This is a genomic window from Pseudomonas sp. GL-B-26, from assembly GCF_019947405.1.
GTDB lineage: Bacteria > Pseudomonadota > Gammaproteobacteria > Pseudomonadales > Pseudomonadaceae > Aquipseudomonas.
This window is the reverse complement of record NZ_JAGYGJ010000023.1, coordinates 45,099-66,994: the sequence shown is the minus strand read 5'-3', so window position 1 is coordinate 66,994 and position 21,896 is coordinate 45,099. Positions and strand designations below refer to the sequence as shown.

Annotated in this window: 23 protein-coding genes and 1 pseudogene; 13 read left to right on the top strand and 11 right to left on the bottom strand. The window is 59.6% G+C overall.

What is annotated here, in order from left to right; translation table 11 throughout:
- The first annotated feature begins 104 nt into the window (after window positions 1-104).
- The 3 genes from KGB23_RS16605 to KGB23_RS16595 all read left to right on the top strand — a co-directional run bounded on the left by KGB23_RS16605 (window position 105) and on the right by KGB23_RS16595 (window position 2,960).
- On the top strand, window positions 105-1,232 hold the full coding sequence (locus KGB23_RS16605; protein ID WP_223431853.1) for a glycerophosphodiester phosphodiesterase: 1,128 nt from the start codon (window positions 105-107) through the stop codon (window positions 1,230-1,232).
- A gap of 109 nt (window positions 1,233-1,341) precedes the next feature.
- Window positions 1,342-1,647 carry a PepSY domain-containing protein gene (locus KGB23_RS16600; protein ID WP_223431852.1) on the top strand — a complete coding sequence of 102 codons (306 nt, stop codon included), beginning with the start codon at window positions 1,342-1,344 and terminating at the stop codon, window positions 1,645-1,647.
- A gap of 134 nt (window positions 1,648-1,781) precedes the next feature.
- On the top strand, window positions 1,782-2,960 hold the full coding sequence (locus KGB23_RS16595) for a GAF domain-containing sensor histidine kinase (RefSeq protein WP_223431851.1): 1,179 nt from the start codon (window positions 1,782-1,784) through the stop codon (window positions 2,958-2,960).
- On the opposite strand, the gene KGB23_RS16590 is transcribed toward KGB23_RS16595, so the two are convergent.
- Entirely contained in the window at window positions 2,957-3,394 is a 438-nt protein-coding gene (locus KGB23_RS16590) for a hypothetical protein (protein ID WP_223431850.1), read from the bottom strand. The two genes, KGB23_RS16595 and KGB23_RS16590, sit on opposite strands and share 4 nt — an antisense overlap.
- A 112-nt stretch (window positions 3,395-3,506) precedes the next feature.
- Window positions 3,507-5,129: a methyl-accepting chemotaxis protein gene (locus tag KGB23_RS16585; RefSeq protein WP_223431849.1), complete on the bottom strand. Its 1,623-nt coding sequence runs from the start codon at window positions 5,127-5,129 to the stop codon at window positions 3,507-3,509.
- Window positions 5,130-5,595: 466 nt separating this feature from the next.
- On the opposite strand from KGB23_RS16585, the gene KGB23_RS16580 reads away from it, so the two are divergent.
- Window positions 5,596-6,618, top strand: a complete 1,023-nt coding sequence (locus KGB23_RS16580; RefSeq protein WP_223431848.1) for a transporter — start codon at window positions 5,596-5,598, stop codon at window positions 6,616-6,618.
- A gap of 253 nt (window positions 6,619-6,871) precedes the next feature.
- Window positions 6,872-8,485 carry an inorganic phosphate transporter gene (locus KGB23_RS16575; RefSeq protein WP_223431847.1) on the top strand — a complete coding sequence of 538 codons (1,614 nt, stop codon included), beginning with the start codon at window positions 6,872-6,874 and terminating at the stop codon, window positions 8,483-8,485.
- Window positions 8,486-8,624: 139 nt separating this feature from the next.
- Here the strand turns inward: KGB23_RS16575 and KGB23_RS16570 are convergent, their stop codons facing one another.
- Window positions 8,625-9,068: a multidrug/biocide efflux PACE transporter gene (locus KGB23_RS16570; RefSeq protein WP_223431846.1), complete on the bottom strand. Its 444-nt coding sequence runs from the start codon at window positions 9,066-9,068 to the stop codon at window positions 8,625-8,627.
- 90 nt (window positions 9,069-9,158) lie between these two features.
- On the opposite strand from KGB23_RS16570, the gene KGB23_RS16565 reads away from it, so the two are divergent.
- Window positions 9,159-10,013, top strand: coding sequence for a LysR family transcriptional regulator (locus tag KGB23_RS16565; RefSeq protein ID WP_223431845.1), 855 nt, complete (start codon window positions 9,159-9,161; stop codon window positions 10,011-10,013).
- A gap of 141 nt (window positions 10,014-10,154) precedes the next feature.
- On the opposite strand, the gene KGB23_RS16560 is transcribed toward KGB23_RS16565, so the two are convergent.
- From KGB23_RS16560 to KGB23_RS16550, 3 genes are all read right to left on the bottom strand, one after another.
- Window positions 10,155-11,432, bottom strand: a complete 1,278-nt coding sequence (locus KGB23_RS16560) for an RNA polymerase sigma factor (protein WP_223431844.1) — start codon at window positions 11,430-11,432, stop codon at window positions 10,155-10,157.
- Window positions 11,432-11,782, bottom strand: a complete 351-nt coding sequence (locus tag KGB23_RS16555) for a YciI family protein (protein ID WP_223431843.1) — start codon at window positions 11,780-11,782, stop codon at window positions 11,432-11,434. Before KGB23_RS16555 ends, KGB23_RS16560 begins: the two co-directional genes overlap by 1 nt.
- An 80-nt stretch (window positions 11,783-11,862) precedes the next feature.
- Window positions 11,863-12,288, bottom strand: a complete 426-nt coding sequence (locus KGB23_RS16550) for a YybH family protein (RefSeq protein WP_223431842.1) — start codon at window positions 12,286-12,288, stop codon at window positions 11,863-11,865.
- Window positions 12,289-12,428: 140 nt separating this feature from the next.
- Here KGB23_RS16550 and KGB23_RS16545 point away from each other — a divergent pair, with 140 nt between their 5' ends.
- Entirely contained in the window at window positions 12,429-12,914 is a 486-nt protein-coding gene (locus tag KGB23_RS16545; protein WP_223431841.1) for a GNAT family N-acetyltransferase, read from the top strand.
- 7 nt (window positions 12,915-12,921) lie between these two features.
- A complete protein-coding gene (locus KGB23_RS16540; RefSeq protein WP_223431840.1) occupies window positions 12,922-13,527 on the top strand; it encodes a pyridoxamine 5'-phosphate oxidase family protein in 606 nt (201 codons plus the stop codon).
- A gap of 29 nt (window positions 13,528-13,556) precedes the next feature.
- On the opposite strand, the gene KGB23_RS16535 is transcribed toward KGB23_RS16540, so the two are convergent.
- The 3 genes from KGB23_RS16535 to KGB23_RS16525 form a co-directional block, all read right to left on the bottom strand.
- Complete coding sequence (locus tag KGB23_RS16535; protein ID WP_223431839.1) at window positions 13,557-14,045, bottom strand: GNAT family N-acetyltransferase; 489 nt, start codon at window positions 14,043-14,045, stop codon at window positions 13,557-13,559.
- A 102-nt stretch (window positions 14,046-14,147) separates the two neighbouring features.
- Window positions 14,148-14,633 (bottom strand): GyrI-like domain-containing protein, encoded by a 486-nt coding sequence (locus tag KGB23_RS16530; protein WP_223431838.1) that lies wholly within the window; start codon window positions 14,631-14,633, stop codon window positions 14,148-14,150.
- 67 nt (window positions 14,634-14,700) lie between these two features.
- Window positions 14,701-15,363, bottom strand: a complete 663-nt coding sequence (locus tag KGB23_RS16525) for a LysE family translocator (RefSeq protein ID WP_223431837.1) — start codon at window positions 15,361-15,363, stop codon at window positions 14,701-14,703.
- A gap of 139 nt (window positions 15,364-15,502) precedes the next feature.
- On the opposite strand from KGB23_RS16525, the gene alaC reads away from it, so the two are divergent.
- Entirely contained in the window at window positions 15,503-16,720 is a 1,218-nt protein-coding gene (alaC, locus tag KGB23_RS16520; protein WP_223431836.1) for an alanine transaminase, read from the top strand.
- Window positions 16,721-16,897: 177 nt separating this feature from the next.
- Here alaC and KGB23_RS16515 read toward each other — a convergent pair whose 3' ends face one another.
- Together KGB23_RS16515 and KGB23_RS16510 are read right to left on the bottom strand one after the other, a co-directional pair.
- The gene (locus KGB23_RS16515) at window positions 16,898-18,250 is read right to left on the bottom strand and encodes a GntP family permease (RefSeq protein ID WP_223431835.1); all 1,353 of its coding nucleotides are present in this window, start codon (window positions 18,248-18,250) and stop codon (window positions 16,898-16,900) included.
- An 82-nt stretch (window positions 18,251-18,332) separates the two neighbouring features.
- Complete coding sequence (locus KGB23_RS16510) at window positions 18,333-18,866, bottom strand: gluconokinase (RefSeq protein WP_046049516.1); 534 nt, start codon at window positions 18,864-18,866, stop codon at window positions 18,333-18,335.
- Between the two features lie 215 nt (window positions 18,867-19,081).
- Here KGB23_RS16510 and KGB23_RS16505 point away from each other — a divergent pair, with 215 nt between their 5' ends.
- The 4 genes and pseudogenes from KGB23_RS16505 to KGB23_RS16490 all read left to right on the top strand — a co-directional run bounded on the left by KGB23_RS16505 (window position 19,082) and on the right by KGB23_RS16490 (window position 21,872).
- Entirely contained in the window at window positions 19,082-20,113 is a 1,032-nt protein-coding gene (locus KGB23_RS16505; protein ID WP_223431834.1) for a LacI family DNA-binding transcriptional regulator, read from the top strand.
- A gap of 25 nt (window positions 20,114-20,138) precedes the next feature.
- Window positions 20,139-20,411: pseudogene (locus KGB23_RS16500) on the top strand (PACE efflux transporter); the annotation flags it as partial.
- 47 nt (window positions 20,412-20,458) lie between these two features.
- A complete protein-coding gene (locus KGB23_RS16495; RefSeq protein ID WP_046049512.1) occupies window positions 20,459-21,091 on the top strand; it encodes a glutathione S-transferase family protein in 633 nt (210 codons plus the stop codon).
- Window positions 21,092-21,131: 40 nt separating this feature from the next.
- Entirely contained in the window at window positions 21,132-21,872 is a 741-nt protein-coding gene (locus tag KGB23_RS16490) for an NAD-dependent epimerase/dehydratase family protein (protein WP_223431833.1), read from the top strand.
- Window positions 21,873-21,896: the final 24 nt, after the last annotated feature.

The following is a 21,896-nucleotide window of genomic DNA, read 5'->3' as shown; positions in this document are numbered from 1 at the left end:
GAAAAAATCTGCTTTAAACACGTTTATGTCGGTCTGGCGATAGCGCAAGCGGCGCTCAGTTGTTAAAAGATACGTCTTTGAAAATCTGCGAAAGGACCTCGACCATGCCTGTTACCTTCACCAAGAGCGCCCTGTTGCTGAGTCTGATGCTGGGCCTCGGCCAGGCACAGGCCGCCAGCGAGCCAAGCTCCACCGCATTGGCAACCCGCACGGGCATTCCGCATCCGGCCGTGATCGCTCACCGTGGCGCGTCCTTCGATGCACCGGAATCCACCGCCGCCGCCTACAAACTGGCCCGCGATCTGGGTGCCGACTACCTGGAACTGGATGTGCAACGCAGCAAGGATGGCGTGCTGTTCGCCCTGCACGACAACAACCTGCAACGCACCACCGACGTCGCCAGTAAATTCCCTGAGCGCAAGGACCGCCCGGCCAACGAGTTCACTATCGCCGAGCTGAAAACCCTGGATGCCGGGAGCTGGTTCAACGCTGCCTACCCGGATCGCGCGCGTCCTGCGTACGTCGGTCTGAAAATTCTGACCCTCGATGAAATCATCGACATTGCCCAAGGCAATCCGCTGCACAAGCCTGGCCTGTACATCGAAACCAAAGAACCGAAGCAATTTCCCGGGATCGAGCGCGACCTCAAGGAAAAACTCCAGGACCGCGGCTGGTTGAGTCCGGCCGGTTCGAAACTGGCGAAGAGCGATCTGGCCGTCGGCCAGGGCAAAGGTAAAGTCGTGCTGCAAACCTTTGAGAAGAGCAGCCTCGAACTGCTCGAGAAGGAAATGCCGAAAGTGCCGAAAATCCTCCTGCTGTGGGTCGGTGAAGGCAGCATCGAGCCGAATTCCAAGGTGACGTTTGCCGAATCCGGCGACAAGGACAAAGCCACTTACTACGCCAAACAACAACCGAAAGACAAAGCCGAATTCCAGCAATGGATCGAGTACGCCAAAGCCCAGGGTGCGATCGGCACCGGCCCTTCTGCCGCGCTGACCAAGGGTGGTGATCAGAGTTACTCGGACCTGGTGCAACCCTGGATGAACCAGTACACCCACGATCAGGGCTTGTTGGTGCACGTTTACACCATCGACGATGCCGTGGATTACCAGAAAGTCATGGACGCCGGCGTCGACGGTATCTTCACCAACCGCGCCAGCGAACTGCTCAAGTTCTACAAACGCCCGGCGGCGGCCAGTGTTGCGCAATTGCTGCAGAACAACGGTTACTGATGAACGAGGGAACGATCTTCGCTTAGTCGCGTTTGGAGAATTAAGGGTGGATTAAGTTGCGCCGGATAACCTGATCCCACTTAAACAGCTCATCCAAGGAAAGAACCTCATGAAAACCCTGACTGCCCTCTTCACCGCTGCTGCCCTGACCCTCACCGCTGGCCTGGCTCAGGCTGATGTCCGCGTCGACCAGATCCCTGAGCTGGTCAAAAGCGGCAAGATCAAGCCTTTGGAAGAAATGAACCAGGCTGCTCTGAAGTTGCATCCGGGTGCGACCATCACCGACACGGATCTGGATAACCATTTCAATGGCTACGAATACGAGGTCGAACTGCGCACGGCTGAAGGCGTTGAATGGGACGTGGATTTCGATGCCACCACTGGCAAAGTACTGAGCAACAAACAAGACGTGTAATCGCCTAACAACAAGCCGCACGATCTTCGGATCGTGCGGCTTTTTTGCACGTCAAATTCAGGCAATCAAGTCGCGTCAACGCCGCGTCAGCCCGCTAGAATCCCACCACACCATTCATACAGGGATAGATTGAAATGGGGCAAGTAGCGGCAGCAGACATCGCCACGATTGGTCGGATCAGTGCGGTGCCGGCGATTCTTCAAGTGATCCATGAACTGACGGGCCTGCGCTTCGCCGCCGTGGCCCGGGTCACCGAAGAGTCGTGGACGGCATGTGCGGTGCTCGACCAGCTGAATTTCGGTTTACAGGTTGGCGGTGAGCTGGATCTTGTCACGACTCTGTGCCACGAAATTCGTCAGGCGCATCATTCGGTGGTCATCGACAAGGCCAGTGAAGACCCGCTTTACCGCGATCACCACACCCCTCGACTCTATCAGTTCGAAAGCTACATCTCCGTGCCGATTTTCCACACCGACGGACGCTTTTTCGGCACCCTCTGCGCCCTTGACCCCAACCCTGCGCCCCTCAAATCCAGCACGATCCAGAGCACCATGGAATCCTTCGCCCGGATGCTGGCGCTGCAGATCGAGGCCGAAGAAAACCTGCAAAAGACCGAATCAGCGCTGAAGCAGGAACGGGAAACCGCCGAACTGCGCGAACAGTTCATCGCCGTGCTCGGGCATGATCTGCGCAACCCCTTGTTCGCCATCAGCGCTGGCGCCGAAATGCTCCTGCGCAAACTACCCGATCCGGCGAATCAGCAACGGGCCCGGCATATCCTCACCAGCGCCCGTCGTGCGACCAAACTGGTCGATGACGTTCTGGATTTCGCTCGCGGCTCTTTGGGCCGTGGCATTCCCGTGAACATTGAACCGTGCCCGGATCTCGAGGATGCGTTGCGGCATGTGATTTCAGGGGTTCAGAGCGTCCATCCCGACCGCACCATTCAATCGTCCATCGGTGACCTGCACAGCGTTCATTGCGATCGCGAACGGGTCGCACAGTTACTCTCCAATCTGGTGGCGAACGCGGTTGCTCACGGAGATCCCGACGGCCCGATCGATATCAGCGCGCAGATCAATGAAGGACAGTTCGTGCTGAGCGTGAACAATCAGGGGCTTATTACCGAGGATGCGCTGCCCCATCTGTTCCGACCCTACTCGCGATCGGCCAGCGGAACACCACAGACCGGCCTCGGGTTGGGGTTGTACATTGCCAGTCAGATTGCGCAGTCCCATGGCGGAAAACTGGACGTGGTCTCGACCGAGCAACAGGGCACGACGTTCACCTTCGGTCTTCCAGCACGGAGTTAAGCAGTCGTACTGACCAAGGAACCGGAAGTACTGCCACCCTCATCCTGCAACGCCTGCAACAACGCCGCCGTCGCGGTCTGCAACGAGCCCGAAGTCGTCGCAATCTGCGACTGAGCCGCCGCGACGTCCGCCGCTTTTGCTTCGGCGCTTTCCTGCCTGGCCTGGGCCGCTTGCAGTTGCTGCTGTTGTTCCTGCAATTGCTTTTGCAGCTCGGCGATCTGCTTGCGCAGCTCTTTCACCGTATCGGATTCTTCGCTGCTGCTGGAGCTGCTGCCGCTCGCCGCGGGGGCGCCACCGGCGGATACCTTGGTGGTGTCGCTGGACGCCTCAGCGGTTGCCGTGACTGAGGTGTCTTCGGTGCTGTCGCTGACGGCAGTCTTGTTCGAAGCAGTCGTGGCCGTCGGGGTGATCGAAACGGAAGTGATGCTGACCATGGCGGTTTTCCATTGGGTTTATGGGATTACCGTGATCATCGACATCGACACTGCGGACTTGAGATCGACTGTGTACCGACTCGGTAAGCAAACCGGTACACAGCCCTTCCTGTTACGCGCTTAGACGTGCCGTCACTTCATTCAACTGCCCCGACAACCCGTGCAGGTTGTGGCTGGCCGCTTCGGTGCGCTGCACGTTGTCCAGATTGGTGCTGGCGATGCTGGTGATTTCGGTGAGGTTGCGCGAGATGTCTTCGGCCACCGACGTCTGCTCTTCCGCGGCGGTGGCGATCTGGCGGTTCATGTCGCGAATGGCTTCCACGGCAAGGGTGATGCGCTCCAGCATGGCGCCGGCCTGAGTCACTTGCTCGACACTTTCCTCACTGCGCGACTGACCGCTTTCAATCGCCTGAGCGGCGTCCACCGCACCGGTTTGCACAGTTTGAATGATCTGGTTGATCTCGATGATCGACGCCGCCGTGCGCTGGGCCAGACTGCGGACTTCATCGGCCACCACCGCAAAACCGCGCCCGGCTTCACCGGCGCGGGCCGCTTCGATGGCGGCGTTGAGCGCCAGCAGATTGGTCTGCTCGGCGATGCCGCGAATCACTTCCAGCACCTTGCCGATGCGCCCGCTGTCGGTTTCCAGACGACGGATGACCGTGGCGGTATTGGCGATTTCGCCGCGCATTTGGGTGATGGTGTGAATGGTGCCCTGCATGACCTTTTCGCCCTGCTGGGCGGACTGGTCGGCATCGTCGGCGGCACGTGCCGCATCGGCTGCGTGACGCGCGACTTCTTGCGCGGTAGCGGACATTTCGTTCATTGCCGTGGCCACCTGATCGGTGCGGTTGAACTGCTCGTTGGTGCCGCTGGCCATCAGGCTGGCGATGGAATTCAGCTCACCGCTGGCGCTGTCCAGATCCTGGGCGCTGCGCTGCAAACGGTTGAAGGTTTCGGCAAGAAAATCGCGCAGGGTATTGGCGGCCGTCGCCAGTTTGCCCAGCTCGTCCTGACGGGTGCTGGCCACGCGTTCGGCGAAACGACCCTGGCTGAGTTGCGCCACGTACTCGATCAGTTTGCGAATCGGCTCGACCAGGTTGCGGTTGACCAGCCACAGGCTCAGCAACCCGATCAACAGACCCGAGACGAGCATCACAATGATCCCCAGCAACACGGTGCGGTCAGCGTCGGCGCTGATCAGCTTCGATTGCTCGGCACCCTGCTTGCGCAGTTCGCTGACCAACTCACTCATCTGATCGCTGGTCGCGCGGTCCACTCCTTTGACCGCCGTGTCGCCAGCCGTTGGGTCAGCGCCTGCCGCCACGTAGGCGTCACGGCCCTTCTGATAGGCCGCGCCCAACAGACGATGTTCGTCCCGCAGGCGTTCGATGCGAGTCTTGAGTGACGGCTCGATACCCTTCTGTCCGGCCAGTTCACCGAGGATGCCCTGCACGTCGCGCTGGCGGTCTTCGAATTGCTTCCAGTATTTGTCCAGATCCGCAGGCTGCTTGCCGCGTAGCAGAACGTTTTTCCACTCCTGTACCTGCACCTTGAATTGCAGGTTGGCTTCATCGATCAATTGCGAGGTGTGCAGTGGGCCTTCGATCAGATTCGCGTAGTTCTGAACACCGCTGGACAGAAAGTGAAAGCAGGCCAGGGCGATCAGCAACATGGCCAACAGGCTGCCGCTCAACAAGGCAAGGATTTGTGATCTCAGGGATTTTTGCAGCATCGAGTGATACTCATGACAGGGATGAGGCACGCCGCAACAAGGCGTGAAAGGTGTCCGGACATCCCTGTCTGCGACCTTGATTCGTGGCCAAAGCCGTGCAAGTTAACGTCAGCGTAATCGGCGCCCCAGAGCGGTTCTTGAATGAATTCCGACCATCGGTACGGCCACTATTTTGCCGCTATCCAACTGTCACAAAGCCGTCAAAAACCCTTGCGATGATGTGGCTCAAGTGAACCTGCAAAACCCGCCATAACGCGATCTGTAGCAGCTGGCGAAGCCTGCGTTCGGCTACGTAGCAGTCGTGAAATCAGACGATGCGGTGTTTCAGAAAAACCTCGCACTCAGGTTTACGACTGCTGCGCAGCCGAACGCAGCCTCGCAAGCTCGACAGCTGCTACAGAACCGAACGCAGGCTTCGCCAGCTGCTACACAAAGCGACCGACCGCACCTCCTTCAGCGAGACTCCATGAACCACAGCATCGACCAAAGTCATCGCGACACGGACCTGTTCGGTCTGCTGTACGGTTTCAGTTTTCGCCCCGGCGAGCGCGGCCGCGAGCTCGATTCGGCCAAGGCGTTGCAGTGCCTGCAACAACCCGGCGACAACGACGAATTTCTCTGGCTGCACCTGAACCTGGCTCATGCGGCGTGCGAGCGCTGGATGAAAAGCCATCTGGAATTGCCCGACGAATTTTTCGAAGCGCTGCATGAAGGTTCGCGCTCGACGCGCATCGAGCATGTGGATTCGGCGTTGCTGGCGGTGGTCAACGACGTGGTGTTCAACCTCAGCAGCATGGTCTCCTCGGATGTCTCAACGCTGTGGGTCTGCGCCCGCAGTCGGCTGATCGTCAGCGCACGCCTGCAACCGCTGCACTCGGTGGACAAACTGCGCTCGTCGGTGAAGGCCGGTGAATGCTTTCGTTCACCGCTGGAATTGCTGGTGCATCTGCTGCGCGATCAGGGCGAAGTGCTGACCCAGATCGTGCGCAAGACCAGCCTCAGTGTCGATCAGATCGAAGATGAGTTGTTGTCCTCGCGGCTGTCGACCAACCGGGCTGAGTTGGGTGCCAACCGACGGGTGCTGGTGCGCCTGCAACGCTTGTTGGCGCTGGAACCAGGCTCGTTGCTGCGCCTGCTCAATCGCCCGCCGCAGTGGTTGCAGAAGGAAGACGTCAAGGAGCTGCGCAAGTCCACCGAGGAGTTCGCGCTGATCATCAACGACCTCACGGCGCTGGGCGAACGGATCAAGCTGTTGCAGGAAGAAATTGCCGCCAACCTCAACGAACAGAGCAACCGCACGCTGTTCACCCTGACCGTGGTCACGGTGCTGGCGTTGCCGATCAACATCATTGCCGGTTTCTTCGGGATGAACGTCGGTGGGGTGCCGCTTTCCAGCGACCCGGAAGGGTTCTGGATTCTGGTGGCATTGGTCGCGACGTTTACCGTGATCGCCGGGCGTTGGGCGTTTCGCAAGCGGCAGGATTATTGAGAGCGGCTTACATCCCTTCGCGAGCAAGCCCGCTCCCACACTAGATCACTGCCGGGCACAAAATCTGCGCTCACTGAAGTTCAGTGTGGGAGCGGGCTTGCTCGCGAAGACGGCAGCACAGTCACCATCCAAGTCCGAGACGGATCAGATCAACGGATTCACAAAAAACCCAAACCATGACCCAGCGCAGCCTCTCTGTAACATTCAGCAACGATCATGGGCGACACTCCTTCTCCCCTCAGGATTGTCCGTCATGGCTACTCCTTCCTTCACCGCCGCCCAGGCGCCCGCCAATAGCGCCAAACCGCAACTCGATAAAAAGCCCGGCCTGCTGACCATCGTGATTTTCTTCGCTGTGCTGGGCAGCGGGCTGTTGTTCACCGCCTACAGCCTGATGCACGACATGAACGAACTCGGCACCGTGGTGACCACCTGGACCCCGTTTCTACTGTTGGGCGTGGCGCTGCTGATTGCCCTCGGCTTTGAATTCGTCAACGGTTTCCACGACACCGCCAACGCCGTGGCCACGGTGATTTACACCAACTCCTTGCCGCCGAATTTCGCGGTGGCCTGGTCCGGGTTCTTCAACTTCCTCGGGGTGCTGCTGTCCAGCGGCGCCGTGGCGTTCGGCATCATCGCCCTGCTGCCGGTGGAGCTGATTCTGCAAGTCGGTTCCTCCGCCGGTTTCGCGATGATCTTCGCCCTGTTGATCGCCGCGATCCTGTGGAACCTCGGCACCTGGTGGCTGGGCTTGCCTGCCTCGTCGTCGCACACCCTGATCGGCTCGATCATCGGCGTCGGCGTGGCCAATGCCCTGATGCACGGCCGCGACGGCACCAGCGGCGTGGACTGGGCGCAGGCAACCAAAGTCGGTTACGCGCTGTTGCTGTCGCCGCTGATCGGCTTCGCGTTTGCCGCGCTGTTGCTGCTGGCCTTGCGTGCTTTCGTGAAGAATCGTGCACTGTACAAGGCACCGAAGGGCGACACTCCGCCACCGTGGTGGATTCGCGGCATGTTGATCCTGACCTGCACGGGCGTGTCCTTCGCCCACGGTTCCAACGACGGCCAGAAAGGCATGGGCCTGATCATGCTGATTCTGGTCGGCACGCTGCCAATGGCTTACGCGCTGAACCGCACCATGCCGGCGGACCAGGCGCTGCAGTTTGCCGCCGTGGCCGAAGTCACCCAACAAGCGCTGGTCAAAAGTGCGCCGCTGCCAGCGCCGGCCGACCCGCGTCCGGTGCTGTCCGAATACGTGCGCAGCAAGGAAGTCACGCCGCAACTGATCCCTGCCCTCGCTGCGTTGACCGGCAATATCGGTAACGAAGTGAAGGGCTACGGCTCGCTCTCGAAAGTCCCGGCCGAGGCCATGGGCAACGTGCGTAACGACATGTACCTGACCAGCGAAACCATTCGCCTGATGGACAAAAACAAGGTCGGCAACTTCGACGCCGACACCAGCGGCAAACTGCAACTGTTCAAGCAGCAGATCGACAACGCCACGCGGTTCATTCCGCTGTGGGTGAAAATCGCGGTGGCCATCGCCCTGGGGCTGGGCACCATGGTCGGCTGGAAACGCATCGTGGTGACGGTCGGCGAGAAGATCGGCAAGACCCACCTGACGTATGCGCAAGGCGCCTCGGCGGAAACCGTCGCGATGCTGACCATCGGCGCGGCGGACATGTTCGGCCTGCCGGTGTCGACCACGCACGTGCTGTCATCGGGCGTGGCCGGGACCATGGTCGCCAACGGCGGCGGCTTACAGATGAAGACCATCCGCAACCTGCTGATGGCCTGGGTGCTGACCTTGCCGGCAGCGATTCTGTTGTCGGGCAGTTTGTATTGGCTCTTCACCCAATTGTTTTGACCACACGAGACCTGTAGGACCTAGGCTCGGCGCCGGGCAGTCAGTGGATCAACGGGCAGCGCGTGGAAGCGTCGGGCGGGATGTTTTTGTAAACGCCATCAAGATCAAAAGATCGCAGCCTCGTTTCACTCGACAGCTCCTACAGGGATCCCGAGACAGCCTGGCGCATCACCATCCGCTCCCGTACCACGTCATAGGCCCAGTGGTAGACGTAGGTGTACGGCAGGAAAAACAGCAACACGCCGATATCCAGCACGAACGCTTGCCACAGGCTGACCTTCAGCCACCAGGCAATCAACGGCACACCCACCGCGACCAGACCGCCTTCGAACAACAGCGCATGGACAACACGTACCCACGCGTTGTGCACGATGCCGTAGTGTTTGAGCGCACGGTCGAACAATCCGTTGAAGACCACGTTCCAGGCCAGGGCAAGTGCCGCGATAGCCATGGTCACGACGCCCATGTCGAGCATCGGTTTGTCCATGATCCACGCCAGCAGCGGCGTACAGATCAGGATGGCCAGCAATTCGAAGCCGATGGCCTGGAAAATACGTTCAGTGATGGATTTGTTGGCGCTCATGGCCAGACTCCTCTGAGTGACTGTGGTTGCCATGATCCTTCTTCACATCGATACTTCATAACCAATAACCATCGATCAAGGCGATAGTTCATGGCTTCTCAGGAAGTGTTGCAGGCGTTTGTGCAAGCAGCGACTCAAGGCTCGTTTTCCGCCGCGGCGCGCAAATTGGGCCGCAGTCAGTCGACCATCAGCGCCGCCGTGGCCAGCCTTGAAATCGACTTGAACCTGACACTGTTCGACCGCAGCAGCCGCAAGCCGAGCCTGACCCCGGCCGGGCACGTGATGCTGCAACGGGCCGAGGACATTCTGGCCGCCACCAGCCGACTGGAAATGACCGCCAGCCAACTGTCCCAAGGGGTCGAGCCAAAACTGACCGTGGCGATTTCCGACACGTATCAGTCCGACCGTTTCGAAGCGGCGCTCAGTGCCTTCGAGCAGCGTTATCCGGATCTGGAACTTGAATGCCTGATCGCTGAATGCGATGACCTGGTGGCCTTGGTGCAACGGGGTCGGGCGCATGTGGCCTTCGCCGAAAAACAGGACAGTTACCCGCCGGATCTGGTCAGTTCGACTGTCGAGGAACGTACGGAAATTGCCCTATTCGTGTCCCGCGAACATCCGTTGGCGGCGCTGGGCCACATCGATCAGGACGTATTGCAACAACACCGGGAGCTGCGTCTGGCGACGATCGTCAATCCGTATGAAAGCCGTGCGAAGGGGCGCGTCTGGTCGGCGCCGAGTTATCTGATGCTGCTGGAAATGGCCCAGGGCGGGTTCGGCTGGGCGCCGTTGCCGCGGTGGCTGGTGGAGCGGTTTGGGCCTGGGACGTTGCAGGAACTGGACGTGCGCGGCTGGCCGAAACCGGTGTTCGTCGATGCGCTGTGGTCGCGGCTGCATCCGCCGGGGCCGGCGGGGAGTTGGTTGCTTGGCAAGATGCTGGAATAGCGATGGCGATGGTTAGGGCCACCCCTCACCCCAGCCCTCTCCCCACGGGGGAGAGGGGGAAAGGGAGCCGATCTCGGTGCTTTTCAAACTCTGAGTTCGGCTCAATTTCCCCGGTCGCAGAATATCTAAATATCGACTCGGTCAGTCCCCTCTACCCCCTGGGGAGAGGGTTAGGGTGAGGGGGCGATCTAACGCCTTGATCCGGGCCTCAATAAACCGCCGCTCCGGCACTTGCTGCGTCAACTCCAACGCCCGCTCATAAGCCGCCCGCGCCTCATCTACCCTTCCCAACTGCCGACAAAACTCCGCCCGCGCCGTGTGCGCCAAGTGGTAATCCAGCAAATCACCCCGCGCCAGAATCCCTTCAATCAACGTCAGCCCCGCCAACGGTCCATCCCGTTTGGAGATCGCCGCCGCACGGTTCAATTCGATCACCGGCGAAGGCACCGCCCGCAACAGCACGTCATACAGACCCACAATCTCCAGCCAGTCCGTTTCCGCCGCCGTGGGCGCTTCGGCATGCGACGCTGCTATCGCCGCTTGCAGGCAATAAGGCCCGAATTGCCGAGTCGTCAGCGCCCGCTCTACCAACGCGCAACCTTCAGCGATCATCTCGGCGTCCCACAACGAACGGTCCTGCTCATCCAGCACGATCAACTCTCCGCTCGCCGACGTCCGGGCCGGGCGTCGGGACTCATGCAACAGCATCAGCGCCAGTAGCCCCATCACCTCGGGTTCGGGCAACAGTTCCATCAACAAACGACCGAGCCGAATCGCCTCGCGGGTCAAATCCTCACGGGTCAGTTCCGCGCCCATGGACGCGGAATAGCCTTCGTTGAACACCAGGTAAATCACTCGCAGCACGCTGTCCAGGCGCTCGGGCAATTCCGCCAGGGTCGGCACTTGATAAGGAATTTTTGCGTCACGGATTTTTGCTTTAGCCCGCACGATGCGCTGGGCGATGGTCGCTGGCGCCGACAGAAACGCCCGGGCGATTTCTTCCGTGGTCAGATCGCAGACTTCGCGTAGCGTCAGCGGCACCTGGGCGTCCGCCGCGAGTGCCGGGTGACAACAGGTGAAGATCAGGCGCAGGCGATCGTCTTCCACGTCTTCGTCACTCCAGTCGGCCTGCTCCAGCGCCTCCAGTTGAGCGATCAACATCGGTTGCGACGCGATGAAGCGTGCGCGCCGACGCAACACATCGATGGCCTTGAAGCGCCCCGTGGACACGAGCCAGGTGCGCGGATTGTCCGGCACGCCGTCACGCTGCCAGCGCTCGACCGCGACGAAAAACGCCTCGTGCAAGGCTTCTTCGGCGAGATCGAAATCGCCAAGCAAACGGATCAGGGTCGCCAGAATCCGCCGTGAGTCGTCGCGGTAAACCTGCTCGACCTGCGCCCGTACCGACTCGGCCGACATCAGGCGCCGGGATTCAACTGGCGAACGGGACGAACCTCGACACAGCCAACCCGGGCCGCCGGGATGTTGCCGGCGACCTGGATGGCTTCATTGAGGTCCTTGGCATCGATCAGGTAGAAGCCGGCCAACTGCTCCTTGGTTTCGGCGAACGGGCCATCGGTGATCGACATCTTCCCGTTGCGCATGCGCACGGTGGTCGCGGTCTGCACCGACTCCAGCGCCTCGGCGGCGACCATTCGGCCGCTGCCCTGGATCGCCTCGCCGTAGGCCATGCATTCAGCGTCGTTCGGGCTCTCGGGCAGCGAGTGCAACGTATGTTCGTCGCTGTAGACCAGGCATAAGTACTTCATGGGGCTCTCCTGAATCGAACGGATCAACTATGGCTGCAGATTGACGCTTTCGCGACATTCCCGACGAATCGGCCTGATGCTCAGGGTTCCAGGTTGAACAGCACCGTGCCGCTCATCATGTCGAACGGAGCCGACCAGTGCTCGTGGACGATGCGCCATTGCCCTTCGTCGCGCCGATAGCAGGCGGTCACGCGCATCCAGCAGGCCTGGGTTTCGCCCTTCTCGTTGGTGCCACCGCAATGGGCCAGCCAATGGGCGAAGGCGATGTGCTCGTCCGCGACGATGTTCATATGGTCGAAATCAAACGTGTGCGCGCCCTGGCACATTTCCATGCATTCCTGCCAATGCGCGCGGTAGGCTGCCTTCCCGCGGAATTGCAGGGCCTTGACCGCGTCGTAGGAGACGATGTCGTCGGCATACAGGGGCATGAGTTTCTCGACATCCTTGGCGATGACCGCCTGACGATAGGTGTCGATCAGGGTCTGGATTTCGTGGGTAGCGTTCATGGTGGTTCTCCGTGGTTTTTGTTGTGAAGACACCCTTAGTCGTCTGGCGAAAAGCCAAATCGACAGTAGAAATAAAAATAATCCATGGACACAAACTCGTTAGAATCCGAAACACATTTTGTTGGAAAAAGGACACTCCAGTGACAGCCAGACTCGTGCCTTACGACAGCCTGAACGCGCTCCAGCGCCAGCAGGTCGAGGCCATTGAAGTTCACAAAGAACAAATCAGGTTCTCCGGCGATATTCACGGTGCGTTGCACACCTTGCTGTCCAAACCCGGCCCCGGCGTCAAAGGATTCGCGCTTCTGGTCGAGGATGTTCCCGTGGCCTTTCTGCTGCTCAAGCGCCCGCCCGTATTGCCGGCCTGGGCCGATGAACACAGCGCCACCCTTCACGCACTGCAAGTCGATCAACGGGCTCAGGGCAAAGGTTATGGCAAGGCCTGTCTGCAAGCCCTGCCCGACGTGGCGCGTCAGGCGTTTCCGGAAATAAAGGGGCTGGAGTTGTCGGTGGATGCGGACAACGAATCGGCCATCGCGCTCTACGCAAAATTCGGCTGGGTCGACAGCGGCGAAGCTTACAAGGGCCGGATCGGTTACGAACGGCGCATGGGTCTGATTTTCTGAGGTGGTTATGCTCAACAGCATCGAAGAACTGGAAGCCCTCTACGGCCAACCCCACGACCGCGCCGTGCGCAAGCAGATCCCCTTTCTGAACGAGGACTATCAGGCAATGGTCCGCGCCTCGCCGCTGGTGATCGTCAGCTCGGTGGGGCCTGACGGGATGGACGGTTCGCCACGAGGCGACACGCCGGGTTTCGTGCGGATCATTGATGAACGCACCCTGGCGATCCCGGATCGGCCGGGCAACAACCGCATCGACACCCTACGCAACGTCGTGCTCGATTCGCGGGTGTCGCTGTTGTTCATCATTCCCGGAATTGGCGAAACATTGCGGGTTAACGGCACGGCAAAGATCAGCGCCGAACCTGGGTTGCTGGAGAGCTTTGCGGTGAACGGCAAACCGGCGCGCACGGTGATGCTGGTGACGGTGGAAGCGGCGTATTTCCACTGCTCCAAGGCCATCGTTCGTTCGGATTTATGGAACCCGCAAAAGCACCTCGAACGCTCTGCCCTGCCGACGGCGGGTGCGTTTCACAAGCGGTTGAACGATGGGCAGTTCGATGCCGAGACGTATGACCGGGAAGCGCCGGCCAGAGTGCGCAACAGCCTCTACTGATACAACGCCCCCCCTTGTAGGAGCTGTGTTTACAGCTCCAGAATCATCTCATGCCACGCCATCCCGCCATGGTCAGACGCTGAAGGCTTGATGTAGGCAAAGCCAAACCCGGCATACAGCGGAATGTGCCGCTCCTTGCACATCAGATGGATGTGGGTCTTGCCCAGCGCGCGCATCCGCTCGATGAATTCGCCCATCAACTGTTTCGCTAGCCCCTGCCCTTGAAAATCCGGGTGCACCACCACCGACATGATGACCACGTGCGGGCCGGCCGGGTCGTGGCCGATCAGCTCCTTGAACGCCTCGTCCGACATCTCGACCTGAAACGCCGCACCGGAATTGATGAAACCGGCTACGACGCCGTCGACTTCGGCCACGATGAAACCTTCGGGCCAGGTGGCAATGCGCGTGGCGATTTTTTCGCGGGTGGCGGCTTCGTCGCCTTCGTAGGCAACGGTTTCGATGGCGTAGCAGCGGTCCAGATCAGCAGGTGTGACGTGACGGATGACGGTGTTCATGGCAGCTCGGGATCAGCGATGGAAAGGCTGGGGATCATAAATTAATAAGGTGTTCATATCGATCAGAGAGGCGGACCGCCGATCCGCCGCTCGACCCGCTCATTACGCTTTGAGCGGCAGCCAGATTTCCAGCACACCGGTGTTGAGCTTCGGGTTGAAGTCTTCGCTGTAGCGTTCGAATTCCGGCGCGTCCGCCGCCTGATAACCGGACTGCGGCAGCCAGGTTTTCCAGATGTATTGGAAGGTCTGGGGCAACTGATCGAGCGAGCCCTTGTGCTCGAACACGGCGTAGTGCTGAGGCTGGACCTCGACCCAACGGTATTTATCCGGCAGGTCGTCGAGCTTGCTGATTTCAACGCCGGCAATGTATTCAAAGCCGCCCTTGCCATCCGGATTGCAGCAGATGCCGTAGGTCACTTCGCTTTTTTGACCGGGGATTTTGCCAATCTCGGGAATGAATTTCTCCCAGAGATCGGGAATGCCTTTAGTGGTGTCTGCGGTAAATCGTCCGCCAAGTCCTGCAATGAGCAGGAAGTGCCCGTACTCGAAGCGTGGCTTGGCGGTGTCGTCGCCTGTTTGCTCATCCATGACTCAACTCCTGGAACAAAAAAGTGGGTTCGGCTGGGAGTATAGAACCCAAACCGAATTCGCCCAGTTACAGTGCATGCAACTGCTGGACAGCAACTGCGCCGACAAACTCGTTATAACCCGATAGGATCACGTAGACCGCGAAATAGCAGAAGATCGCCGCCGATGCCATATAGGAGTAACGCAGCAGTTTGTCGCCCAGCAACTTGCCGCCGTGACTCGCCGCGAAGCACAAAGCCACGCACCAGAGCACCCCGGCGCACAGAAATCCGCCAAGAAACAGCGCCGAGCTGAGGGCGCCACCGCCGCCGGATCGAGCGATCAATGTGCCGCCCACCGCCGCGAACCAGAGAATGGCGCTGGGAGACGACATGGCGAGGAAGATCCCGCGAAAAAACTCTCGCCGATGGGAGTTCTGACCCACGTCTTCGGCCTGCGCCAGTACCGCTTCATGGTGGATCGCCGAATAGATCATCTTCGCCGCGAAGTAGAACAACAGCGCCGAACCTCCGATCCACAGCACCCAGCGCACGCTTTCGTATTGCAGCAAAACGGTCATCCCGGCCAAGGCCAGCACGGCGTAGATCAGGTCGCCGACACAGGTCCCCAAACCCAGCGCAAAGCCTTGAAAATAGCCACGTTGCATCGCCAACGTGATCATCGCGATGTTGGCCACGCCGATGTCCAGGCACAGCGAAAGGCTCAGCAAGAAGCCACTGGTAAATTCCATCAACCGATTTCCTTCGGATAAATTTGTTTACATAGTCGCTGGACAGTTTGCCACATCAGCCCTTACATTCCGCCACAGGTCACCGCAGTGACCAGCGTCGCTCGGACGGTTCCGGGCGCTCACGTTATCCGAGGCAATAATGGCTAACCCAGGTTCGCCGCGCCGCTTTGCGCGCATAGATCGACTCCCCCCTTACGTATTCAACATCACTGCCGAGCTGAAGATGGCCGCCCGTCGTCGTGGCGAAGACATCATCGACTTCAGCATGGGCAACCCTGATGGCCCTACTCCGCCGCACATCGTCGAAAAACTGGTCACCGTCGCCCAGCGCGAAGACACCCACGGTTATTCGACGTCCAAGGGCATTCCGCGTCTGCGCCGGGCAATTTCCAATTGGTACAAGGATCGCTACGAGGTCGACATCGACCCGGAAAGCGAAGCCATCGTCACCATCGGTTCCAAGGAAGGCCTGGCGCATTTGATGCTGGCCACCCTCGACCAGGGCGACACCGTTCTGGTGCCGAACCCGAGCTACCCGATTCACATCTACGGCGCGGTGATTGCCGGCGCCCAGGTGCGTTCGGTGCCGTTGATTCCAGGCGTGGACTTCTTCGCCGAACTGGAAAGCGCCATTCGCGGCTCGATCCCGAAACCGAAAATGATGATCCTCGGCTTCCCGTCCAACCCTACCGCCCAGTGCGTGGAGCTGGACTTCTTCGAGCGAGTGATCGCCCTCGCCAAGCAGTACGACGTTTTGGTGGTGCACGACCTGGCTTACGCCGACATCGTCTATGACGGCTGGAAAGCCCCGTCGATCATGCAAGTGCCGGGCGCCAAGGACATTGCAGTGGAGTTTTTCACCCTGTCCAAGAGCTACAACATGGCGGGCTGGCGCATCGGTTTCATGGTCGGCAATGCCGAACTGGTCAATGCCCTGGCGCGGATCAAGAGTTATCACGACTACGGCACGTTTACCCCGCTGCAGGTCGCGGCGATTGCGGCGCTGGAAGGTGATCAGCAGTGCGTCAAAGACATTGCCGAGCAGTATCGTCAGCGTCGCAACGTACTGGTCAAAGGCCTGCATGAACTGGGCTGGATGGTCGAGAACCCGAAAGCGTCGATGTATGTCTGGGCGAAGATTCCCGAGGCGTATGCGCACTTGGGCTCGCTGGAGTTCGCCAAAAAGCTGCTGGCCGAGGCCAAGGTTTGTGTGTCGCCGGGCGTAGGGTTTGGTGAGTATGGGGATGATCACGTGCGCTTCGCGCTGATCGAAAACCAGGACCGGACTCGTCAGGCCATACGCGGGATTCGCGGGATGTTCCGGGCGGATGGTCTGATCAGCAAAACCAACGCCTGACACCTGACACTGTAGGAGCTGTCGAGTGAAACGAGGCTGCGATCTTTTGATCTTGATCTGAAAAAACAAAATCAAAAGATCGCAGCCTCGTTTCACTCGACAGCTCCTACAGGGATTTCGATTCATCACCCACAAAAAAACCGCATCGCTGCGGTTTTTTTGTGTTTGGCGTTTGTGTCAGACGAACAGCGACAACAGCAGGATAAAGCCCAGGCCCACCACGGACAGGATGGTTTCCATCGCGGTCCAGGTCTTGAAGGTTTCCGCTACGGTCATGTTGAAGTACTGCTTCACCAGCCAGAAACCCGCGTCGTTGACGTGAGACAGGATCAACGAACCGGCACCCGTGGCCAACACCAGCAGCTCACGGTTCACACCCGGAATCATCCCCACCACCGGCACCACAATGCCCGCGCCGGTAATAGTCGCCACGGTTGCAGAACCGGTCGCGATACGGATCACCGCCGCCACCAGCCACGCCAGAAGGATTGGCGAGATCTGCGCGGCCACCGCCATGTTGCCGATGACATTACCAACGCCGCTGGTCACCAGCATCTGCTTGAAGCCACCACCGGCACCGATGATCAGGATGATTGCGGCGGTTGGCGCAAGGCTGGCATCCAGCCATTTGAGCATCTGGTTGGAGCCAATGCCCTGCTTGTAACCGAAGGTGTACAGCGACAGCAGCAACGCCAGCAGCAGTGCCGAGATCGGATGACCGATCAGGTCCATGAAAGTGCGGAAGAAGTTGCCGTCCGGCAGCACCACATCGGCAAAGGTCTTGAGCAGCATCAGGAACACCGGCGACAGCACGGTGATCAAGGTGATGGCGAAGCTCGGGAGATCGGCAGAATCGTCATCACGCGCCAGTTGATCGACCAGTTCCTGGTTAGGATGGCCCGGAATGTACTTGGCAATGAACGTGCCGTAGATCGGGCCGGCGATGATGGCCGTCGGCAACGCAACGATCAGGCCGTAGAGAATGGTTTTACCAATGTCGGCACCGAACACGCCGATGGCCAGCAACGGACCCGGGTGCGGCGGAACCAGACCGTGCACGGCGGACAGACCGGCCAGCAGCGGGATACCGATCTTGATGATCGACACGCCGGTACGCCTCGCCACGATGAACACCAGCGGGATCAGCAGCACGAAGCCGATTTCGAAGAACAGCGGAATGCCGACCAGGAAGGCCGCGAACATCATCGCCCACTGCACCTTGTCCTTGCCGAACGCACGAATCAGCGTTTGGGCAATCTGATCCGCCCCGCCCGACTCGGCCATCATTTTACCGAGCATCGTGCCCAGCGCGAGGATGATCCCGACGAACCCGAGCACCCCACCGAAGCCGTCCTGGAACGCCTTGATGATGGTGCCGATCGGCATGCCGGAGGTCAGCCCGAGAAAGGCTGCGGCGATGATCAGGGCAATGAACGGGTGAAACTTGAACTTGGTAATCAGGACGATAAGCCCGATCACCGTGACCACTGCATCGAGCAGCAGGAACGTCTCGTGGGACATGCCAAACATTAGGGGTGTCTCCTGGTTGTTGTTGTTATTAAAGCGGGGAATTCGCAAGCCATCAGGACAGCGCTATCTCTTCGAGCAAAACTCATACGGCGTGTTTCAGGCCATGAGCCTGCCACCAGTCGTGAGCTTGCTTCGCCAATTGGTCGACGCTGTGGTTCGAAGCGTCCAGAGCCAGGGTCAGGGGCTCGCCAACGGGCGATTCAAGGGTGGCGAACTGGCTGTCGATCAGCGTCGACGGCATGAAGTGGCCTGGTCGATGGGAGACACGATCGGCGGCGACTTCAGGGGTCAGTTCCAGGAACACGAAGCCCAGGCCCGGCAAGGCGCTGCGCAGACGTTCACGGTAAATGTGTTTGAGGGCCGAACAGGTCAGCACCGGGCGTTCGCCCTTGGCGTCAATGCGGCGCAATTCATCGCACAGGCTGTCGAGCCAGCCGGCACGGTCGTCGTCGTTCAGGGGGATACCCGCGCTCATCTTTTCGATATTGGCGGCAGGGTGGAAAGTGTCGCCTTCAATGGCGGTCGCGCCGCTGAGTTGGCACAAGGCCTCGCTGACGCAAGTCTTGCCGCAACCGGCAACACCCATGATGACCAGGGCGGTGATGGGATGATTCATGTAACACCTCAGCGCGCAGACAGCGCTACCTTTGCCAGTTATGACTCTAGAGCAAAAGCAGAAGTTGCCGACGCCTTCTTGTCATTTTTGTGGGTTGCAGCATGTTCGTTCCCGACGCCAAAAAACGGGGATCAGGCAAACCCCGCTCACGCATTTGCAGCTGCGTCGAGACAGCGCTACCTTAGTGCCTCGAATTTTGTTTGGCAAGCCGTCCGATGATCTCTCCTAAAAACGATAAAAATACGCGCACCACTGGCCGCCCCACTTTGAACGAAGTCGCACGCCTGGCCGGTGTCAGCCCGATCACCGCCTCTCGCGCCCTGCGCGGGGTCAGCACGGTGGCCACCGAACTGGTGGAAAAAGTGCAGAAAGCAGCGCTTGAACTCAACTACGTGGTCAATCCTGCCGCCCGCGCGTTAGCCTCGGCCCAGAGCCATTCGGTGGTGGTTTTGGTGCCGTCGCTGTCCAACTTATTGTTCATCGACACACTGGAAGCCATTCATCAGGTTTTGCGCCCGAAGGGCTTCGAAGTGCTGATCGGCAACTTCCATTACTCACGTGATGAAGAAGAAAACCTGCTGCGCAACTACATGGCGTATCAGCCTCGCGGATTGCTGCTGACCGGTTTCGACCGCACCGAAAGTTCGCGCCGGATGATCGAGGCCAGCAACATTCCCTGCGTGTACATGATGGAACTGGACAGCGCCGCCGGGCTCAATTGCGTGGGCTTTTCGCAACTCGCGGCTGGCGAGACAGCGGCCGGGCATTTGCTGTCACGCGGTCGTAAGCGTCTGGCCTACATCGGCGCGCAACTGGATCAACGCACGTTGCTGCGAGGCGAAGGTTTCCGCAAAGCCCTGCAAAAGGCCGGTTTGTATGACCCGGACCTGGAAGTGCTGACACCTCGCTCCTCCTCCGTCGGCCTTGGTGGCGAACTGTTCCTGCAACTGCTCGCCACTCATCCCGATGTCGATGCGATCTTCTTCGGCAACGACGACCTGGCCCAGGGCGCACTGCTCGAAGCCATGCGCTGCGGGATCAAGATCCCCGAACAAGTGGCGATCCTCGGCTTCAACGACCTGCCGGCCTCGGCGCACATGGTGCCGCGTCTGAGCAGCATCAGCACCCCGCGAGAAGCCATCGGACGCCGCGCGGCGGAGCAGATGTTGACGTTGATGGCTGGTAATACGGTTGCGAAACCGGTGCAGGACATGGGGTTTGAGTTGAAGGTGCGCGAGAGTACCTGACGCTTTGATCGTTCCCCCGCTCTGCACGCTGTTTGAGCGCTGGGAAAGCCGTCAGCCTTCGCGAACCCGCACCGTTAAACGGCACATCGCCCATGCCGTGGGTTTTCAACTAACCTTGATAGTGTTCCTCATCCCGTTGATCGCCTGGTGGATGAACATCAGCCTGGTGCAAGCCTTCCTGCTGGACGCGGCGCTGATCATTTTCATCCCGTGCTACACCTTCGCCTTCAACTGGCTGTTTGATCGCACGTTTGGTTTGCCAACTTCGGCGCTGCCGGACCCGGTTCGAAAACGCTGAATGTCTGTTAGATTCCTGAAGCGTCGAATCGCTAACGGAGTAGCTCAATGGAACATGCACTGAAGATTCTGGGAAAAGCCTCGTCCATCAACGTCAGAAAAGTCCTGTGGACCTGTGAGGAACTGGGTGTTGCCTACGAACGTGAAGACTGGGGCGGCGGTTATGCGTCGACCCACACGCCGGAGTTTCTCAGGCTCAATCCCAACGCACTGGTGCCCGTGATCATCGATGAGGCCGGCGTGCTGTGGGAGTCCAACACCATCTGCCGCTATCTGGCCGGTAAACACCACAACACCGATCTGCTGCCCCACGAACCGGCGGCCCGCGCTCGGGTGGAACAGTGGATGGATTGGCAAGCGACCGAACTCAATGCCTCCTGGAGCTACGCGTTCACGGCGTTGGTACGCAAAGATCCGGAATTTCGGGACCCGCATCACATTGCCGCCGGTGTACACGGCTGGAATCAGAAAATGGGCATCCTCGAACATCAGCTCGCGGCCACCAAGGCGTATGTCGCCGGGCCACACTTCACGCTGGCGGACATCGTCATCGGGCTGTCGGTCAATCGCTGGCTGATGACACCGATGGAGCGCCCCGACTACCCGGCCATCGACGAGTATTTCCAACGGTTGGCACAACGCCCGGGATTCCTGAAACACGGCTGCAACGGCCTGCCATAACGCCAAACCCGCAACACTCCTACCCTGAAAAGAGAGACTCATGAACGGACTCAACGTACTGCTGACCGGTGCCTGCGGCAGAATCGGCAAAACCTTTTTCGAAGCCTCAAAAGACCGCTACACCTTCGTCCTGACGGATCGCATCGAGCCCGACTTTGCGGTCGATGCGCCTCACCGTTTTGTCAGCCTGGACCTGTCCGACCTCGCGGCCATGGGCGAAGTATTGAAAGGGATCGACGTCATCGTGCACTTGGCCGGCATTCCTCACGCCACTGCCGCTTTCAATGAGCTGCTGCCCAATAACATTCTGGCCACCACTTACCTGTTCGAAGCTGCGGCAGCGGCTGGCTGCAAACGAGTGGTGTTCGCCAGCAGTGCGCAAACCATCGAAGGCTATCCGGTGGACCGGCAGATCACCCCGGGCATGCAGGTCATGCCGGCCAATCTGTATGGCGTCAGCAAGTGTTATGGCGAAGCGTTGTGTGCGTTCTATGCTGCCAAACGCAACCTTTCGACCATCGCGATACGGATCGGTGCTTTCGAATTCCCGGACCGTCATGAACTGACCAATGCCCGAGACCTGAGCGCCTGGCTGAGCCCGCGCGATGCAGTGCAATTGCTGCAACGTTCGGTGGAGGTCGAAGGCGTGCAACACCTGATCGCCCACGGCATTTCCAACAACCGCTTCAAGCGCCTGGATCTCAGCGAAACCACGCGGGTGTTGGGTTACAGTCCGGTGGATGATGCGTTTCAGACCTTCGATATCCCGATTGCGCCATAAGCCCTCCGATCAGGCCGCCTGAGT

Coding starts and splice junctions, on each gene's coding strand:
- KGB23_RS16530 (WP_223431838.1), bottom strand. CDS start 14,633: ATGGATGAGCAAACAGGCGACGACACCGCCAAGCCACGCTTCGAGTAC.
- KGB23_RS16555 (WP_223431843.1), bottom strand. CDS start 11,782: ATGAAGTACTTATGCCTGGTCTACAGCGACGAACATACGTTGCACTCG.
- KGB23_RS16550 (WP_223431842.1), bottom strand. CDS start 12,288: ATGAACGCTACCCACGAAATCCAGACCCTGATCGACACCTATCGTCAG.
- KGB23_RS16490 (WP_223431833.1), top strand. CDS start 21,132: ATGAACGGACTCAACGTACTGCTGACCGGTGCCTGCGGCAGAATCGGC.
- KGB23_RS16495 (WP_046049512.1), top strand. CDS start 20,459: ATGGAACATGCACTGAAGATTCTGGGAAAAGCCTCGTCCATCAACGTC.
- KGB23_RS16565 (WP_223431845.1), top strand. CDS start 9,159: ATGGCTTCTCAGGAAGTGTTGCAGGCGTTTGTGCAAGCAGCGACTCAA.
- KGB23_RS16595 (WP_223431851.1), top strand. CDS start 1,782: ATGGGGCAAGTAGCGGCAGCAGACATCGCCACGATTGGTCGGATCAGT.
- KGB23_RS16600 (WP_223431852.1), top strand. CDS start 1,342: ATGAAAACCCTGACTGCCCTCTTCACCGCTGCTGCCCTGACCCTCACC.
- KGB23_RS16535 (WP_223431839.1), bottom strand. CDS start 14,045: ATGAACACCGTCATCCGTCACGTCACACCTGCTGATCTGGACCGCTGC.
- KGB23_RS16580 (WP_223431848.1), top strand. CDS start 5,596: ATGAACCACAGCATCGACCAAAGTCATCGCGACACGGACCTGTTCGGT.
- KGB23_RS16585 (WP_223431849.1), bottom strand. CDS start 5,129: ATGCTGCAAAAATCCCTGAGATCACAAATCCTTGCCTTGTTGAGCGGC.
- KGB23_RS16570 (WP_223431846.1), bottom strand. CDS start 9,068: ATGAGCGCCAACAAATCCATCACTGAACGTATTTTCCAGGCCATCGGC.
- KGB23_RS16575 (WP_223431847.1), top strand. CDS start 6,872: ATGGCTACTCCTTCCTTCACCGCCGCCCAGGCGCCCGCCAATAGCGCC.
- KGB23_RS16540 (WP_223431840.1), top strand. CDS start 12,922: ATGCTCAACAGCATCGAAGAACTGGAAGCCCTCTACGGCCAACCCCAC.
- KGB23_RS16590 (WP_223431850.1), bottom strand. CDS start 3,394: ATGGTCAGCATCACTTCCGTTTCGATCACCCCGACGGCCACGACTGCT.
- KGB23_RS16560 (WP_223431844.1), bottom strand. CDS start 11,432: ATGTCGGCCGAGTCGGTACGGGCGCAGGTCGAGCAGGTTTACCGCGAC.
- alaC (WP_223431836.1), top strand. CDS start 15,503: ATGGCTAACCCAGGTTCGCCGCGCCGCTTTGCGCGCATAGATCGACTC.
- KGB23_RS16510 (WP_046049516.1), bottom strand. CDS start 18,866: ATGAATCATCCCATCACCGCCCTGGTCATCATGGGTGTTGCCGGTTGC.
- KGB23_RS16605 (WP_223431853.1), top strand. CDS start 105: ATGCCTGTTACCTTCACCAAGAGCGCCCTGTTGCTGAGTCTGATGCTG.
- KGB23_RS16505 (WP_223431834.1), top strand. CDS start 19,082: ATGATCTCTCCTAAAAACGATAAAAATACGCGCACCACTGGCCGCCCC.
- KGB23_RS16525 (WP_223431837.1), bottom strand. CDS start 15,363: ATGGAATTTACCAGTGGCTTCTTGCTGAGCCTTTCGCTGTGCCTGGAC.
- KGB23_RS16515 (WP_223431835.1), bottom strand. CDS start 18,250: ATGTTTGGCATGTCCCACGAGACGTTCCTGCTGCTCGATGCAGTGGTC.